We start from the raw sequence: 16,021 nt of genomic DNA on the forward strand, positions 1-16,021 counted from the left end.
GAGGGTGAAACCCAGCGCGGTCGTCCCGCCAACCGGAATGGTCGCGTCATCGAAAGCCTTGGCGATCGTCGGTGGCGCGACGACCGCCGCGCCGACCGTGACGGTCGCCGACGCGACGGCGCCCGGACCACTCTCGTTCGAGTCCACCGGACTTGTCGTGTTGACCTTCGTACCGCTGGTCGTAGCGGTGACGTTCACCGAGAACGTGCAACTCCCACCAGCCGGCAACGTCGCACCAGCCAAACTGATGCTGCCACCACCGGCCGTCGCGGCGATCGTGCCACCACCACACGAACCAGTCAGACCATTCGGAGTGGCCACCACCAGCCCGGCGGGTAGCGCATCGGTGAAAGTGACCCCGGTCAACGAGGTACCCGCGTTGGGGTTGGTGAGAGTGAAACTCAACGACGTCGTCCCGCCAACCGGGATCGTCGCATCTTCGAAGGCCTTCGAGATGGTCGGGGGCGCGATGGATGCGGCACAGAACGGTCGCGTGATCGTGTTGTGGATCAGCGTGACGGCACCGTTGCGGGCCAGCACCCGTCCGGCGACGGTGGCTCCCTCGCCCAGAGTCGCCGACTGCAACGCCAGGATGCTTCCGACGAAGACGGTCCGGGTGTTCAGGGTCGCCGAGCTGCTGACCTGCCAGAACACGTTGCACGCCTGGGCGCCGTTGACCAGGCTGACCCGGCTGTCAACCGCGGTGATCAGATCGGACCCCGCCTGGAAGATGAACACCGAGTTGGGATCGTTCTGCCCGTCCAACGTGACGGTGCCGGTCAGAGACATGGTGGCGGGTGACGTGTACACCCCGGCGACCAGGGTTTGCCCGCCGAGTTCGCCTACCGTGCTGGTCGTGGGCTCGGCCGCGGCGAAGTTGTACGCCGTGGTCAGATCGGACTGGGCCTGCATCGCCGCTGCGTCACCGACGTGCGTGGCGCCGTTCACCACGGGAGCCCCGGTGACTGACGTGCCCGGCCAGACACCCAGGTCCCCGTTGATGACCGAAGGACCGACGGGGGGCGGAACGTCGGTGACCGCCTGACCGGCCAACACCCCATAGGTCTCGGCAGTCCCCAACGGCACCGGAGACTGAGCCCAGGCCGGCGCCCCCGAGACGCCGACAAGGATCGTCGTAGCGACGACGGCCCCCGCCATCAACGTCGCAGTGGACCGACGACGCACGCGATACGCGAGCGAAACGGATCTCGACACGGATTCCCCCACCAATAGAGCCCGCCAGCGGGCAGAGATTCAGAACGCGAAAGCTGTACCGACGCTCGCGATGAGCATCCCAAAAGCCTCGGGCCGGAGTGTATCGGTGCAAAGGTGTTTAAAAACGACCAAATGCGCTAAAACGGCAGTAACCAGATAGGTCTTCATATCGCTCGGCCAGTCCTGCTGGCCGCGTCTCAAAGCTCGGGTCGGAGCAATGAGTTGATCGCGGCGACGCGAAGCGTGGCCTGGTCGCTCACAGCGAGATGATCGAACGTGGCGGCCATCGCCCGGCGGTGTTCGAGCTGGTTGAAGCCGCACTCGACAGGGTGACGCTGGCGGCAGGCGGTGGGGTCGAAGTCGGCGGTCGGCCACCCTTGGACCCTCTTTGTGCCCGCTTGCGCCTGACCAACCCTGATCGAGATCGTGGCCGGGCTGCCGCCCGGCGCACGGTTGGCGGGGGCGCTGTACACCTTGCCCGCGAGGACCCCGTCGGGCCGGGTGCGGGTCGACTGCCGTCGGGCCGGGGGAACCCCGTATGCGGGCGAGCGGCACACGGGTCCACCCGCCACTTCTGCGCGCCGCCATGCCCCGGTCGAACCGGCCTCTGCTGCGCTGGCTCGCAATCCCCGCGATCGGCCCTGGCCGGCCCCCCGGTCGGCCCAGACTAGGGCAAGAGGCATGTGAGCAGGCCGGAAAGGAGCGCTCCGTGACGCCGGGTTCGGCGAATGAAGGATCAGGCGTAACTCAACAGGCCACGAGGCCGTGACTGAATTCGGCCCGGCACCGCAGGCGGCCACCTGGCCCGCAGCGCGACCTGAGCGGATCACGGCCCACCTGATCGGTTGATCTGGCCGACGGCGCTGACCCAGCCAGCGGACGACGACCAGCGGGAGCCATCGATGAGTGACATTAGCCCTGACGTTGACCGTCGGCGGGGCAGTGACTACGCCGACCTCCCCTGGACGCCGCCCACTACACCTTCGTGTGGATGGACGCCCTGACCATGAAGGTCCGCGAACACGGACGCACGGTCAACGTCCACGCCCTGATCGCGGTCGGGGTCAACGCCGACGGCCAGCGTGAAGTCCTCGGCATCGACGTCGCCTCCGACGAGGACGGCGCGGGATGGCTGGCGTTCCTGCGATCACTGACCGCCCGCGGACTGTCCGGGGTCCAGCTCGTCATCTCCGACGCCCACTGCGGCCTCGTCGCCGCGATCGGCGCTGCCCTGCCCGACGCGACCTGGCAACGGTGCCGCACCCACTACCTGCGCAACCTACTCACGAAAGTGCCCAAGTCGGCGCAACCCTGGGTCGCCACCCTGATCCGCACGATCTTCGACCAGCCCGATGCCGAAGCCGTCGCAGCCCAGTACGGGCGGGTCGTCGCCACGATCGAGGCGAAGTTCCCGGCCGCCGCTGAGCACCTCGACGCCGCCCGCGACGACCTACTCGCCTTCACCGGCTTCCCGCGCGAGATCTGACGCCAAATCTGGTCGAACAACCCACAGGAACGCCTGAGCAAGGAGATCCGCCGCCGCACCGACGTCGTCGGGATCTTCCCCCAACCGGGCGGCGATCATCCGCCTCGTCGGCGCCGTCCTGGCCGAGCAGACCGACGAATGGACCGAAGGCCGCCGCTACATGGACCTGGAACTCCTCACCAAAGCCCGCCTGATCACCGTCGACAGCAGCCAACACGACACCGACCAGACCGACGCGACATCGATCGCCGCATAACATCAGACCGGATCACGCGATGGCCGTCTCTCACACCACCAGCGCGGACGTGACCGCGTTGACACAACTCGACCTCGGATCATCGATGTGCTCGCCGACAAACTAGTAGACATCGCCCGAATCTTGGCGTCAGCGAGCTACCTAAAAGTCAGGGGACTGCGTAGTGAGACAGAGCCGAAAACGCCACAGCTGGTCTCCGCGCTCTGGGACGACACCTGGACCTGCGTCGGCGGCCCGGCGCCACTTATCCACACCCTCGAACGCGACCCCGTGGCCAATGCCCGCCATGTCCGACTCGACGAGGACGCGCTGCCGCCGGGGCTGGTCCGCGAGTGACGACCCACGTCCCCGGTCAGCGGTCAGCCTCCGATCGTGGCTATCGCCCCCACTTCTCGGCAGGACGGCAGTCGCTGGTCGGTTTGCCGTAGATCCGCTTCCCGTCGGGGCCCGTGTAGCAGTGCTCGAGTTGGTCCTCGGCCTGGAACAGCGGGCGCCTGTCGATCTCGGTCCCTCCGGAGTCGTAGCTGACCAGTTGAGGGTCGTTGCTCGCTTTGAGTCTTGCGTCACTGGTCATGAGGCCGAACGCGCCTCGCGAAAGTCGTGCTGTGGTGGTGTGGCCGTCGCCGTGGTCGAGGACGAGGCGGTGGACGCGGCTGCTGGCCCGGCCGCTGATGCTGACGTCCCCGCCGTCGGACTCGGTGGAGGCCAGCAGCAGCCGCTGCACCGGCCCGGGCAGCCAGGCGCCGTGCGGCCACGGCTCGGTGGCGCCCCCGCCGGACTCCCGGGCTGTTCCCGTCCCTTCCACGTCGCAGGTGGCGTAGCCGACGTCGTTCATGAACAACACCAGTGTGCGGTCACCTCGCTCGGTGGCCACCGCGAGGTCGGCCAGGGACACCGGGACGGGTCGCTCACCCGGATTCTGCCGGGTCTGTCGTTGCGGGGAGTTCCACTGCAGGCACCGCTCGGCCGCTTCCCGCAGCGTCGGCGACAGCTCCCCGGGTCCCATGGCCAGCACCTGCATGGTCGAGCGCTCCGGCCGGTCCCGCACCACCGCCGCAGCACCGGACGCCACGGCCAGCAGCACCGCCGCAGCAATGGCGATCCGCAGTCGTGGAATACGCGGCGGAGGCGGGCTCACGAAGCCGAGAATCCGGGCCCGTATCGCAAGCGCGGCCTCCGGCGGCAGGTCCCGCTCCGCGGGCAGGTCGAGAATGTCGTTCACCGCTTCCCCTCCTGGATCTTCTCCGGCATCAGACGGGCCAGGCGGCTGCGCGCGCGGCTCACCCTCGACCGCACCGCCACCTCGCTGATGCCCAACACGGCCGCCGCGTCCGGGTACGACACGCCGGACCACAGGCACAACGCCACCGCCTCCCGCTCGGCCGGCGGCAACCTGCGGACCACCGAGAGGACCTCGGTCATCCGCCGCTCATCGTCGAGCCGCGCGGAAACCTCATCGGCAAGGTCACCATCGGCGTACCGCTCCACCGGCAGCCGCCGTATCAGCGCCAACCACCGGCGCGCCGACCGCCGCTCGGTGCGGACCGCGTTCGTGGCGACGACCAGCAACCACGGCAGCGCCGATCCGTCCACCAGGCGGACGTTGTGCCAGCGGCGCCACGCGACGAGGAACGTCGCCTGGGTGACGTCCTCAGCCGTCGACCACGACCCGGTCAGCCGGAACGCGTGGTTGTAGACCGGGCGGGAGTATCGGTCAAAGAGCCGACCGAACGCCGCCTCGTCACCGGCGGCGATCGAGGACCACAGGTCCTCGTCCGACGGCCATACTTGATGCCTCACACCACACTATGGCCGCCCACGCCGACCCTGTTGCAGGCCGACGGTCGAGGCCTGAGGCCGTGGCGCCGGCGCGAGAGCCGCAGCGCGTGTAGGCGATGGTGGCCAGCTCACCGGGCGGCGAACCAAGCGTCAGGTGTCGAGGGCTGCGAGGTTGAGGCGTTCGAGCAGGCCGGGCTTGCGTGCACCGACCGTAGCTCGGCCAGTCGTTGTTGGAACAACCCGCTGTCTCCGTCGCCTTCGGCGAGATCGCGCAGGTCGATGAGGAGTTGCACGGCGGTGTCGTACTCGCGGGCTCTCTTCGTGGCGATGAGTTCGTCGACCCGGTGCCAGGCGGCGGGGGTCGCCGGCTGCGAGGCCGGCCCGGACCGGGATGATCGAGGCGAGCGGACCGTGGCCGTCCAGATCCCACTCGTCGGTGCCGTCCTCGTCCTCGTCGTGAAGGTCGATGATGACGTGCTTGCCGGCAGTCCAAGCGGACGCGCTGTCACCCTGGCAGTACTGGGCCACGGTGGCGGGGTCGAGTACGTGTTTCGGTAGTCGCAGCATGAGCTGGCGGGTTCCCCAGTTCGCCAGGTGCAGGTGCGCGTCAAAATACCGCTCCATCAGCGTGCGCGGGTCGCCCTTGAAGTTGCCCACTCGTAGGTGTTGGCGAAGCTGGTGGCAGTGATGTCGGCGCGTGTCGACAGCGACCGCAACTCGGCCCGCTCCCGCCCAGTGAGGGGCCGGTCGACGGCGGTGAACTCGTAGTACTGGTACTCGCTCATCGCGGCCTACCTCCCGGCCCAGTGCCGGTAAGCGTCGATCCACGCGGCGCCGTCCGGCGTAGGGGTGGGCAGCGGCAGGTCGAGCAGGTCGATCCGCTGCCGGTGCTGGCCTCGGGCGCAGACCGCGACGATGGTGTCCGCAGTCAGGTTGATCTTCCGCACGGTGACCTCGACGCCGAGAACGGTAGTGGTGAACGGGACCGAAAGATGCTCCTCGATCATGGTGAACAGGCCGGTGAGCTGCTCGTCGTCGCCGTACGCGTCGACCGTGGCTTCCTCGATCATCGCCTCTAGCGCGGCGTTGCCCTTCGATGCCATCGGCGGAGGATATCGGACCGGCGTCAGGGTGTTCGGAGCCCGCTACGCGAGGATGGTCGGCATGGGTTCGGTGGCCGAATTCGTCGATCTTCGCCGGGAGGTGGAGCGGTTACGGGCGGAGAACGCCCGGCTGGTACGTCTGCTGGAGCTGCGCGGCCAGGACACGACTTGCGGCACCGGAGCAGTTGTCCGCTCCGGTTGAGCCTCCGGGGCTGGTCACGCCCTCGACACCCTCTTCCTCGCTGGCCCGATCTCCTACGACGGCCTACTCGTCCAATGCGCCGGCCGCGTCATCCGCGCCGCGCCCGGCAAGGACCTCGCCGAGGCCCACGACTACCACGACCCAGCCTCACCCATCCTCGCCGCCTCACTCCCACGCCGCATGCCCGGATACCGGGCCCTCGGCTTCACCAGAACATGAGACCCCCTCCGGCAACTCTGGCCCACCCTCTGGCTGCCACCCCAACTCCGCCAGCCTTGGGAGGAAGCCTTTCCCGAACTCGCCGCGACCCACGACAACGCGACGTAGCCCTGGGCTCCTTCCACGAACCGGCTCGCCCGCGTGGCCCGCAGATCGAACATCAAATAACCGCGTACCGAACGCACCTTCTGCCGCAGATCGAAAGCCATAGCCCTCGCAGATCGAAAACGCGGCCGTTATGATGACGCCGTGTCCGCACCACATCTGATCCCCCGCCGCGCCGCCGCGCAGGTCGATGCTGCCCTGGCGGACACCCGCGTCGTCTTGATCAACGGAGCACGACAAGCAGGCAAGAGCACCCTGGTCCGCCTCGTTGCCGGCGATCGCCTGGCCGAACGCCGCGATCTTGATCGGGCCCAGGACAGGGCGGCAGCGATAGCCGACCCGGTCGGCTTCGTGGACTCCGCCGAACTCCTGGTCATCGACGAGATCCAGCGCGCTCCGGAACTCCTGTTGGCCATCAAGGCAGCAGTCGACGAGGACCCCCGTCCGGGCCGGTATCTGCTCACCGGCTCGTCACGGTTGTTCGGCATGGTTGCCGCCCCGGACGCATTACCCGGCCGGATGGAGACCGTCGAACTCTGGCCGTTTTCCCAAGGCGAACTCGACGCAGCGCCGGACGGATTCATCGACGCCGTCTTCACGCTCGGTCCGGACCTGCGACACGAGTCGGACGTCACCCGTGCCGACTACGCGGCCAGGATAGTGCGCGGCGGCCTACCCGAGGCCACCACCCGTACCGACCCGCGCCGCCGCCAACGGTTCCTCGACGCCTACGTCCAGGCGCTCATCGACCGCGACGTCCGCCAGCTGTCCGACATCCAGCACAAGGGCGAGCTACGCAAGCTGGTACGCCTCCTCGCGGCCAGATCCGCGTCAATCATCGCCGCGAACTCCCTCGAGTCCGCCCTCTCACTCAGCCGGCCGACGATCGCCCGCTACCTCCAGGCCCTGGAAGAGATCTTCCTGATCAAACGGATCCCGGGCTGGTCCCGCAACCTGGGCACCCGCGCCACCGCCGCGCCCAAACTGATCTTCGTCGACTCGGGCATCGCCGCCAACGAGATCGCGACCGACGCCCGGGCACTGCTCCGGCCGGGCGCACCGTTCGGCCCGTTACTCGAGTCATTCGTCCTGTCCGAGCTGTCCCGGCAGCTCACCTGGTCCGAGCAGCCCGTCGATCTGTCCCACTACCGCGACCAGAGCAGGTACGAAGTCGACGCGGTGCTCGAGAACCGAGCTGGGCAGGTGGTCGGGATCGAGGTCAAAGCAGCCACCACCGTCGGACCCGACGACTTCCGCGGGCTACGCCGACTCGCCGACCGCCTCGGCAATGACTTCATCGCCGGCATCGTCCTTCACACCGGAACCGCCACACTGCCGTTCGGCGACAAACTCCGCGCCATGCCGGTCAGTACCCTGTGGCAGGTTCCCGCCCCGGCAGCAGACTGACCTCGCCCGCAGGTCACTCCTCAACCGGTCAGGGCCATCGAGGACTGAAGGGTTTCGAGGACCGAAAGGGCGCGGCCCTGCTGATCTTCAGTAAGCGATCCCAGCAGCGCCCCGCAGCGACCGGCACACGAGGCCAAGAAGTAAGAAGCCGCAGGTCATCGGCCTGCGAACACCGGCGGAGGCCATTCTTAGGAAACCGATGCTCCATCCCCCTGAGTTACGAGGGCGTGAGCGCCGAGTCTAGCGACCCCGCAGGTTCACCTGGGATGTCAGAGAGTAACCCACGTTCCTCGGATCGCCGTTGTCCCAGCCCAGGAGCGCACTCAAACGCCATCGATCGATGCGCAGGCACTCCCCACAGCGTGGCAGGGGGTCAGCTTCGGCCTGTTCGCGCCGACCCTCGACTACAGCGGCAGCGCATGGGATCGGGACGTCCTCGACCCGCGGGTTGCTACCCACCCGTCGATCCTGACGGCATTGCGGCAGGTCGGCGAGCCGCAGATGGCCGCCGTCGCGCTGGCGCACGAGGACCTGTGGACGTTGTACGCGGTGAGCAGGGTGATGGAATTACTGATCCTGCCCAGCCAGCCCCACGCCACCGATCCCGACGATCCCACGGACTGGCTCCCGTCCTCGGCGTACCAATAGTTCGTCGCGGCGATCGGCGGCACGTTCCCAGCGGGGGAAGGGTTCCATCCGTTCCTGCACGAGATCGTCGAGGTCGAGCCGGCGGACGATCCGCAGTTGCCGCCGGTGCTGGCCGGGCAGTGGTGGCCGGGGTGCCTGCTCGGGTCGCTGCTGCTCATGCGGGGCGGCGTGAGCGTCCGCGCCGGTGCCCGCCACCTGGATCCCGTACTCGCCGCTAACTCGACGTTGTACTGGGCGTGGCGGCGGCGGTACCGGCAGGCGGCCGACCTGTCGCACGGCTGGGGCGGCGACTCACAGTGGCGCACCGGATTCCGTCGTGACCACCGACTGGCCGACCGGCTCGTCTACAACACGGACGTGGCGCTGGACCCGACACCTCCCCATCCCGGCGGCCAAGATCCGAGCACGGACGTGGGCCTCCTGCGTTACCGATGCAGCACCCTGACCGACCACGACGACGACCAGTGGGTGTGGGACAGCCGCCACGTCGAACCGACAGCACCCACCGCCACACCGCCTGAGTAGGCGACGCACCCGAGCCAGGGTGAGAACGCGTCGACCCGTTCGACGGTGTCCGGCAGGGACAACACGATCACCCCGTGCGCCTCCAGCAGCCGTACCGGGTGCGACACCGGCCGCCGTCGAGCCCGAGCTCCCGGCGTGCCGCCGCCGCGACCGCGCGGACGCCCTCGGCCCGCGCCGGTTCCGGCGGGTCGAGCTGCGTCTCGGCGAGTACGCGGTGACGCGGTTTGACGGCGGGCGAGCCCTACCGCTTTACTACTACCCTAGTAAAGCAGGGAGGCTCGATGTTCCACTTCCGGCTCGACACCGGCTCCGGCGTACCGCCGTATCTGCAGCTGGTCCACCAGGTCCAGCAGGCTGTCCTGCTGGGTTTCCTGCGACCCGGTGACCGCCTGCCCCTGATCCGGGAGGTCGTCGAGTCGCTGGCCATCAATCCGAACACGGTGGCGAAGGCATACCGCCAGCTGGAGCAGGAGAACCTCGTCACCGGCCGGCCAGGCCACGGCACGTTCGTCAACGACGCGCTGCCGGCTGCGGTGCCCCCGGCCACCTACACCTCCTTGCGGAGCGGCCTGCAGACCTGGCTGCGGAGGGCGTACGCCGCAGGGCTGGACGATCAGGCGATCGCCGCGCTGTTCGCCAGCGTCCACCACCAGACCAAGACGACTGCGGAGTCAGCATGACGGCCCACCCCGCGCTGCGTACCAGGAACCTCGGCAAGCGGTACCGCAAAGCCTGGGCCCTGCGCGACTGCACCCTGGAGCTGCCCCCCGGCCGCGTCAGCGCCCTGGTCGGCCCGAACGGCGCCGGCAAGACCACCTTGCTGCGCCTGGCGGTCGGGCTGCTCACGCCGACGACGGGATCGGTCGAGGTGTTCGGCGAATCGCCCGCCACCAACAGTGTGCGGGCCCTGACCCGCATCGGTTTCCTCGCGCAGGACCACCCGCTCTACCGCCAGTTCACCGTGGCGGACCTGCTGCGCTTCGGCCGCTCCTGCAACGTACGCTTCGACCACGGGCTGGCCGCGCGACGCCTGACCCAACTGGGCATCCCGTTGCACGCCCGCGCCGGCGCGCTCTCCGGCGGGCAGCAGTCCCAGGTGGCGCTCACGCTGGCGCTGGCCAAGCGACCCGACCTGCTGGTCCTGGACGAGCCACTGTCCAGCCTGGATCCGCTGGCCCGGCAGGAGTTCCAGCGGACCCTGATGGGCGCGGTCGCCGACAGCCAGCTGACCGTGTTGTTCTCCTCCCACGCCATCCACGAACTGGAACGGGTCTGCGACCACCTCGTGGTGATCAACCACGGCCGGGTCGTACTCGACGGCGACATCGACTCGCTGCTGGCCGAACACCGGCTGCTCCTGGGTCCACGGGTCGGGGCGGACCCTCACGGCCCGTCCGTGGTCGAGGTCAGCCACAGCGACAGGCACACCACCATGCTGGTACGCCAGGCGGCAACGCCGGTCATACCCGGCTGGCAGGCGAACCCCGTCGGGCTGGAAGAGCTCGTGCTGGCCTATCTGCGCCGGCCCGCCGGCCTCGACGCCGAACACCGGGAGCAGACCGCATGACGTGGATGATGTGGCGTCAGCACCGTACCGAGGTCCTGGCACTGACGGTCTTCGTCGGCGTCGTCGCGGTGGCGCTGTTCGTCCTCGGCCGGCCGATGCACGCCCTGTTCCCGATGGGTCCGACACACTGCCTGGTGCCACCGCTGGACCAGGGCTGCCGATCCGCGCTGGCCCGGCTACAGCAGGACCACGGCTACAGCACCACCGTGCTGATCCTGCTCAACTTCGTCCCGTACGCGATCGGCGGTTTCCTCGGTGCGCCGCTGCTCGCCCGGGAGCTGGAGGCGGGCACCTGGCAGCTGGCCTGGACCCAGGCGGTGCCGCGCCGGCGCTGGCTGACCGTCAAGATCCTGGTACTCGGCACCGTCAGCGTCCTTCTCGCGGCGGGACTGTCCACGGTGGTCGCCTGGTACCGGCAGCCACTCGACCTGCTGGGCGGGTTCGACATCACCGGCTTCGACCTGACCGGAGTCGTGCCCATGGCGTACGCCCTGTTCGCGTTCGCGCTGGGCGTCGCAGCCGGGCCGGTGCTGCGCCGCAGCCTGCCGGCCGCCGCCGTGGCGTTCGTGGCATTCCTGGCCGTACGCTTCACCGTCGCCGGCTGGATCCGCCCGCACTTCCGCACGCCGGTCACCCACGTCCAGGCCTTCGTGCCGGGAGCGGGCGACATCACCGACGGTACGACCAGTGCCCGGGACATGGTCCTCGACCAGGGGTTCGTCGACGCCAACGGCCGCCACATCACCGGCCTCGACGCCGTGATCATGGAGGGAAGGGCCCGGGAGGGGGGCGGCGACCCCACCGTCTACCTCCACGACCACGGCATCCAACGGTGGGCTGTCTACCAACCCGTCGAACGCTACTGGACCTTCCAGGCCATCGAGACCGCCACGTTCGTCGCGCTGGCCCTGCTGTTGCTGGCGCTGGTCTTCTGGCGGATCCGCCGCCCCACGTTCTGACCAGATGGTCCCACCGGGATCCCAGAGGGAACGGGTCAGGAACTGCCAGTCGCTTCCACGGCGCTTCCGTGGGTTTGAGCGGCGACCATGGTGACGAGGGTGTCGATCAACTCTTCGGCGGTGGTACGCCATTTGTCGCCTTCGAGCTGACCGGTGAGTTCCATGCCGGCGATGCCGTCGGCGCTGGCGAGGAGCAGTGCGGCGTACCGGCGGGCGTGGTGTTCGCCGGTCACGTCGGCGACTATTCGAAGGGATTCGTGGGCGCCGGCAGTCGCCTAACCAGCCCTGAGGGTGAGCAGGGTGATCTCGCTCGGCGCGAAGATCCGGAATGGTGGGCCCCAGAAACCGGTCCCCCGGCTCGTGTAGAGCTGGGTCCGACCGTGCCGGCTGAGGCCCTGCACGACCGGCTGGTCGAGCCGGACCATGTAGTGGAACGGCCACATCTGGCCGCCGTGGGTGTGCCCGGACAGCTGCAGATCCACACCGGCCGCGACCGCGTCGTCGATCTGCTTCGGCTGGTGCGCCAGCAGCAGCACAGGCAGCTGCGGGTCGGCGCCGGCCAGCGCCGCCGCGTGGTCGGCGCGGTGACCGGCCACGCCCGACGCGGCGGCGGTCACGTCGTCGACCCCGGCCACGACGAGCCGTGCGCCGCCCCGCTCCACCACGAGGTGCCTGTTGTGCAGAGGCTCCCAGCCGAGGGTCCGCATGTGGTCGACCCAGCCCTGCGCCTGGCCGTAGTACTCGTGGTTGCCCGTCACGTACACCCGGGCCAGCCGGGCCTGCACGGTGCCCAGCGGCGCTGCCTGCGCCCGGCGCTGGTCGACCGTGCCGTCGGCGATGTCGCCGGTGTGGCAGACGATGTCGGGGGCCAGGTCGTTGACCACCTCGATCGTGCGGGCGGACCAGCGGGCCCGGTCGATCGGGCCATAGTGGGTGTCGGTCAGTAGCACGACCCGGACCCCGTCGAGACCGGCACCCAGCCGGTCGATGGTGATGTCCACCCGCCGGACCCGGGGCACCCGCATCGCCTCGGCGTACCCCCAGATGGCCAGGACGACCGAGACGAACGCCGCACCGACCGCCACGGCCCGGGACCGGACCGGATCGGCGACTCCCGCCACGGCGAGCGGGAGCCGGAGCACGTTCGCGATCAGCGTCCAGACGAACAGGATCCAGACCAGGCCAAGCAGTGAGTCCGCGATGCGCGCCGCCGAATCCAGCCGCCGGCGGCCGTGCCCGAGATACATCAGAACGGGGAATGCGACCACCGCGACCACGAACACGGCCGTGCCGGCGCCCATCACCGCCGCCGGCCAGCGCGCCGCCACCGTCAACGTCCACCACGGCAGCCCGAACAGCAACGCCAGGACCGCGATCAGCGTCGCCCCGGACAGCAGAGGTCGCAGCAGCCCTCGCGCCGGCCGCACCTGTACGGCATCGCCAGAAGCCATCGTCATCCTCCCGTCGGGGTCCGTGCAGCATGACACGCCCCGGGCTGGATCGACCATGCCGGCAACCTGCCCACCGGTGGCGTGACCGGTGTGCCGGCGACCTGGCAGCTCAGGGTGGCGGGATGTCGACCAGGCGGCGCAGCAGGGCGCTGAACTGGGCGCGTTCGGCCACTGTGAACCGGTCGAGCAGGTCGTTCTGGGCGGCGTCGACCAGTGTGTCCATCTCCCGCATCCGGGCGGTTCCGGCGTCGGTGATGTGAACGACGTTGCGGCGCCGGTCCACCGGGTCGGGTTCCCGGCGGAGCAGGCCGTCGGTCTCCATCCCGCTCAGCGTGGTGACCGCGTCGCCCCGGTCGATGCCCAGCCGGCGACACAGCTCTGCCTGGCTGATCCCGCCGAACTCGTCGAGCGCGGCAAGGATGCCGTACCGCATCCGGTCGCCGGGGCGGTCCAGGTGCGTCCCGACGACCCGGTTCGCGCGGGCCGCCCCGTGGTGGAGCAGCCAGGAGGTCAGCCGCCGGAGCCGAGCCGGCGGGGCCCCCGGCTGCTGAGCGGGTTCGTGCTCACTCACCCGACCAGTGTAGCTAAACGTTGGACTTCCAACGACCTGGCGATTATCGTTGGTTGTCCAACGATCTGTGATGGGGCGGCGATGACAGTGGGCAGCGCGAGCGCCGGCACGGACACCAGCGCGGGACGGACCCCCACCACGGCGGTTCCCGCCCCGGTGTGGCGGGTCGCGGTCGTCCTGGCGTCCGGTTCGGTGATGACCGGCCTGGACACCTCGCTCGTCAACGTGGGCATCGAGATCATCGGTCGGGAACTGGACGCCTCACTGACCGAGATGCAGTGGATCAACAGCGGCTACCTGCTCGCCCTCGCCGCGGCCCTGCCCACCTGCGGCTGGGTCAGCCGGCGGATCGGCACCGGTCGGCTCTGGCTCTGGGCGCTGGCCGGATTCACCCTCACCTCCGCGCTCTGCGCGCTCGCCCGCAGCGCCGACACGCTCATCGCCGCCCGGGTGCTCCAGGGGCTGACCGGCGGACTGCTCATCCCCACCGGAATGGCCATCCTCGGTCAGGTCGCGGGGAGCGGACGGATGGGTCGGGTGATCGCCGTGTCCAGCGTGCCGGCCATCCTGGCCCCGGCCTTCGGCCCGATCATCGGCGCCCTACTCATCGACAACTTCTCCTGGCGCTGGATGTTCCTGGTCAACGTGCCGATCGGGATCGTCGGGCTGCTGGTGGCCCTGCGGGTCGTTCCGCGTGGTGCGGCCGGTCGGGCCGCCCGGCCGGACGTGCCGGCCCTGTTCCTGGTCGCCCTGGGGCTGCCGCTGCTCACCTACGCCGTCACCGCAGCGATGGACCGGCGCGGGCTGTTCGCGGCGGCCGTGCTGGCCCCACTGGCGGTCGCGCTGGTCGCGCTCGTGCTCTTCGTCCACCGGTCGCTGCGCGCCGCCGAGCCGCTGATGGACCTGCGACTGACCAGGGATCCGGTCTACGCCGCCGCCGCCAGCACCATCTTCTTCTCCAGCGCGGCACTCTTCGGAGGGCTGATCGTGATGCCGCTGTACTTCCAACTCGCAATGGCCAGGGGCATCATCGACACCGGTCTGCTGCTGATGGCGTTCAGCCTCGGCGCCACGGTCACCTTCCCGGTCGCCGGACGGCTGACCGACAGACACGGCGGCGGCATCGTCACCGTGGTCGGGCTCGTGGTCACCGTCGCCGGCACCGTCCCGATGGCGGTCCTGCCGTCCGATCCGAACGTCGTCCTCGTCGAGGCCCTCCAGGTGGTCCGGGGTGTCGGCCTGGCCCTCGCCGGATCCCCGGTGGTCTCCGCCGCGCTGGCCCGGGTCCGGTCCCACCAGATGCCGGACGCCAGTGCGCAGGTGAACATCCTGTCCCGGGTCGGCGGCGCCGTCGGCAGCGCGCTCTGCGTCGTGGTACTCGCCGACGCGCTGGCCGACGCCCGATCCGAGGTCGAGGTCGCCGCGGCGTTCCAGGGCACCTTCTGGTGGCTGACCGGGATGGCCGCCGTCGCCCTCGTCCTCGCCACCTGGCTCACCCGGGCGCAACGAGGCGCCCGCCGGACGGGGCCGAAGTGACCCGGGCACCGCTGAGCACGTCCAACAATCAGGAGGTCAACCAATGCGTATCGGCATCATCATCGGCAGCACCCGCCCGGGACGGCGGGGCGAGGCGGTGGCGCAGTGGGTCCACAAGCTGGCCACGCAGCGCGGAGACGCCAGCTACGAGATCGTCGACCTGGCCGACCACGACCTGCCGCACCTCGACGAGGCGGTGCCGGCGGCGATGGGACCGGAGAACTACGTGGGCGACCACACCAGGCGCTGGGCGGAGACCATCTCGCGCTACGACGGGTACGTCTTCGTCACCCCGGAGTACAACCACTCCTACCCGGGCGTACTGAAGAACGCCATCGACTACCTCTACTCGGAGTGGCGCGACAAGTCGGCCGGTTTCGTCGGGTACGGCCTCCACGGCGGGATCCGGGCCGTCGAGCACCTGCGGCTGGTGCTGGCGGAGCTGCACGTCGCCGGTGTCCGTGACCAGGTCACCCTGAACTACTTCACCGAGTTCGGCCCGAACGGCGAGGTGCTGCCGGCCGAGCACCAGGAGCCCATCCTGCACCGGATGCTGGACCAGGTGGTGGCCTGGGGCGGCGCCCTGGCCACGCTGCGCCAGAAGTGACCGGCCGGTGGGGTGCCGTCGACGACGGCACCCCACCGTTGCGCTGCCGGTGACGCTCCGGGACGTCCACGGGGCGTCCGGCGGGAGCTACCGTCGCCACTTCTCGGCGGCCCGGCGCCGCTGGTCGGTCTGCCGTAGATCCGCTTTCCGTCCGTCGGCACCGGTGAGTTGCGGGTCGAGGTCAACCAACGGGTGGCGCTGGCCGACCTGCCCGCGCTGCACGCCCAGGCCGGCGCGGGTGAGTTGTCCGGCAAGACCGTCGTCCTCGCCCCTGCGGCCTGACCTGCTCCCGCCGCCCTCCCCGTCCGGTCCACAAGGGATGCGCTGACCGCCCACGCGAGGGTTGGGGCGTTCTCCGGCGGGGAATGAGACGGAGCCCAGTCCC

General features: G+C 69.6%; 18 protein-coding genes and 1 pseudogene. 10 read left to right on the plus strand and 9 right to left on the minus strand.

The genetic code is table 11. From position 1 onward, the window contains the following. On the minus strand, positions 1–1,215 hold a 1,215-nt coding region (locus AB0K25_RS14750; RefSeq protein ID WP_363820544.1), incomplete at its 3' end, for an ice-binding family protein. Positions 1,216–2,173: 958 nt separating this feature from the next. Here AB0K25_RS14750 and AB0K25_RS14755 point away from each other — a divergent pair. Further along, positions 2,174–2,957: pseudogene (locus tag AB0K25_RS14755) on the plus strand (IS256 family transposase); the annotation flags it as partial. Positions 2,958–3,333: 376 nt separating this feature from the next. Here AB0K25_RS14755 and AB0K25_RS14760 read toward each other — a convergent pair. From AB0K25_RS14760 to AB0K25_RS14780, 5 genes are all read right to left on the minus strand, one after another. Continuing rightward, positions 3,334–4,179, minus strand: coding sequence for a hypothetical protein (locus AB0K25_RS14760; protein ID WP_357533252.1), 846 nt, complete (start codon positions 4,177–4,179; stop codon positions 3,334–3,336). Next, positions 4,176–4,757 carry a sigma-70 family RNA polymerase sigma factor gene (locus AB0K25_RS14765; protein WP_357533250.1) on the minus strand — a complete coding sequence of 194 codons (582 nt, stop codon included), beginning with the start codon at positions 4,755–4,757 and terminating at the stop codon, positions 4,176–4,178. The genes AB0K25_RS14760 and AB0K25_RS14765 overlap by 4 nt, the downstream gene beginning before the upstream one ends. Positions 4,758–4,886: 129 nt before the next feature. Next, complete coding sequence (locus tag AB0K25_RS14770) at positions 4,887–5,393, minus strand: hypothetical protein (protein WP_357533248.1); 507 nt, start codon at positions 5,391–5,393, stop codon at positions 4,887–4,889. After that, the gene (locus tag AB0K25_RS14775; protein WP_357533246.1) at positions 5,360–5,521 is read right to left on the minus strand and encodes a hypothetical protein; all 162 of its coding nucleotides are present in this window, start codon (positions 5,519–5,521) and stop codon (positions 5,360–5,362) included. The genes AB0K25_RS14770 and AB0K25_RS14775 overlap by 34 nt, the downstream gene beginning before the upstream one ends. 6 nt (positions 5,522–5,527) lie before the next feature. Further along, positions 5,528–5,839, minus strand: a complete 312-nt coding sequence (locus tag AB0K25_RS14780) for a hypothetical protein (RefSeq protein WP_357533244.1) — start codon at positions 5,837–5,839, stop codon at positions 5,528–5,530. Positions 5,840–5,900: 61 nt separating this feature from the next. On the opposite strand from AB0K25_RS14780, the gene AB0K25_RS14785 reads away from it, so the two are divergent. The 7 genes from AB0K25_RS14785 to AB0K25_RS14815 all read left to right on the plus strand — a co-directional run bounded on the left by AB0K25_RS14785 (position 5,901) and on the right by AB0K25_RS14815 (position 11,471). Next, entirely contained in the window at positions 5,901–6,041 is a 141-nt protein-coding gene (locus AB0K25_RS14785; RefSeq protein WP_357533242.1) for a hypothetical protein, read from the plus strand. 468 nt (positions 6,042–6,509) lie between these two features. After that, positions 6,510–7,772, plus strand: a complete 1,263-nt coding sequence (locus tag AB0K25_RS14790) for an ATP-binding protein (protein WP_357533240.1) — start codon at positions 6,510–6,512, stop codon at positions 7,770–7,772. A 477-nt stretch (positions 7,773–8,249) separates the two neighbouring features. Beyond that, positions 8,250–8,420 (plus strand): hypothetical protein, encoded by a 171-nt coding sequence (locus AB0K25_RS14795; protein WP_219466386.1) that lies wholly within the window; start codon positions 8,250–8,252, stop codon positions 8,418–8,420. Positions 8,421–8,516: 96 nt separating this feature from the next. After that, entirely contained in the window at positions 8,517–8,945 is a 429-nt protein-coding gene (locus tag AB0K25_RS14800) for a hypothetical protein (RefSeq protein WP_357533238.1), read from the plus strand. A 281-nt stretch (positions 8,946–9,226) separates the two neighbouring features. Next, positions 9,227–9,625, plus strand: coding sequence for a GntR family transcriptional regulator (locus tag AB0K25_RS14805; RefSeq protein ID WP_219466379.1), 399 nt, complete (start codon positions 9,227–9,229; stop codon positions 9,623–9,625). Further along, positions 9,622–10,512, plus strand: a complete 891-nt coding sequence (locus AB0K25_RS14810) for an ABC transporter ATP-binding protein (RefSeq protein ID WP_357533236.1) — start codon at positions 9,622–9,624, stop codon at positions 10,510–10,512. Before AB0K25_RS14805 ends, AB0K25_RS14810 begins: the two co-directional genes overlap by 4 nt. Further along, complete coding sequence (locus AB0K25_RS14815) at positions 10,509–11,471, plus strand: ABC transporter permease subunit (protein WP_219466374.1); 963 nt, start codon at positions 10,509–10,511, stop codon at positions 11,469–11,471. Before AB0K25_RS14810 ends, AB0K25_RS14815 begins: the two co-directional genes overlap by 4 nt. A 35-nt stretch (positions 11,472–11,506) precedes the next feature. On the opposite strand, the gene AB0K25_RS14820 is transcribed toward AB0K25_RS14815, so the two are convergent. The 3 genes from AB0K25_RS14820 to AB0K25_RS14830 all read right to left on the minus strand — a co-directional run bounded on the left by AB0K25_RS14820 (position 11,507) and on the right by AB0K25_RS14830 (position 13,493). Next, positions 11,507–11,704 carry a hypothetical protein gene (locus tag AB0K25_RS14820; protein ID WP_219466371.1) on the minus strand — a complete coding sequence of 66 codons (198 nt, stop codon included), beginning with the start codon at positions 11,702–11,704 and terminating at the stop codon, positions 11,507–11,509. 42 nt (positions 11,705–11,746) lie between these two features. Continuing rightward, a complete protein-coding gene (locus tag AB0K25_RS14825) occupies positions 11,747–12,922 on the minus strand; it encodes a metallophosphoesterase (protein ID WP_357533233.1) in 1,176 nt (391 codons plus the stop codon). A gap of 109 nt (positions 12,923–13,031) precedes the next feature. Continuing rightward, a complete protein-coding gene (locus AB0K25_RS14830) occupies positions 13,032–13,493 on the minus strand; it encodes a MarR family winged helix-turn-helix transcriptional regulator (protein ID WP_219466365.1) in 462 nt (153 codons plus the stop codon). 81 nt (positions 13,494–13,574) lie between these two features. Between AB0K25_RS14830 and AB0K25_RS14835 the strand changes: the two genes are divergently transcribed. Continuing rightward, positions 13,575–15,029 (plus strand): DHA2 family efflux MFS transporter permease subunit, encoded by a 1,455-nt coding sequence (locus AB0K25_RS14835; RefSeq protein WP_357533231.1) that lies wholly within the window; start codon positions 13,575–13,577, stop codon positions 15,027–15,029. 43 nt (positions 15,030–15,072) lie between these two features. Further along, entirely contained in the window at positions 15,073–15,636 is a 564-nt protein-coding gene (locus AB0K25_RS14840; protein WP_219466361.1) for an NAD(P)H-dependent oxidoreductase, read from the plus strand. Positions 15,637–16,021: the final 385 nt, after the last annotated feature.

It is taken from the genome of Micromonospora sp. NPDC049257, assembly GCF_040678915.1.
Lineage (GTDB): Bacteria > Actinomycetota > Actinomycetes > Mycobacteriales > Micromonosporaceae > Micromonospora > Micromonospora antibiotica.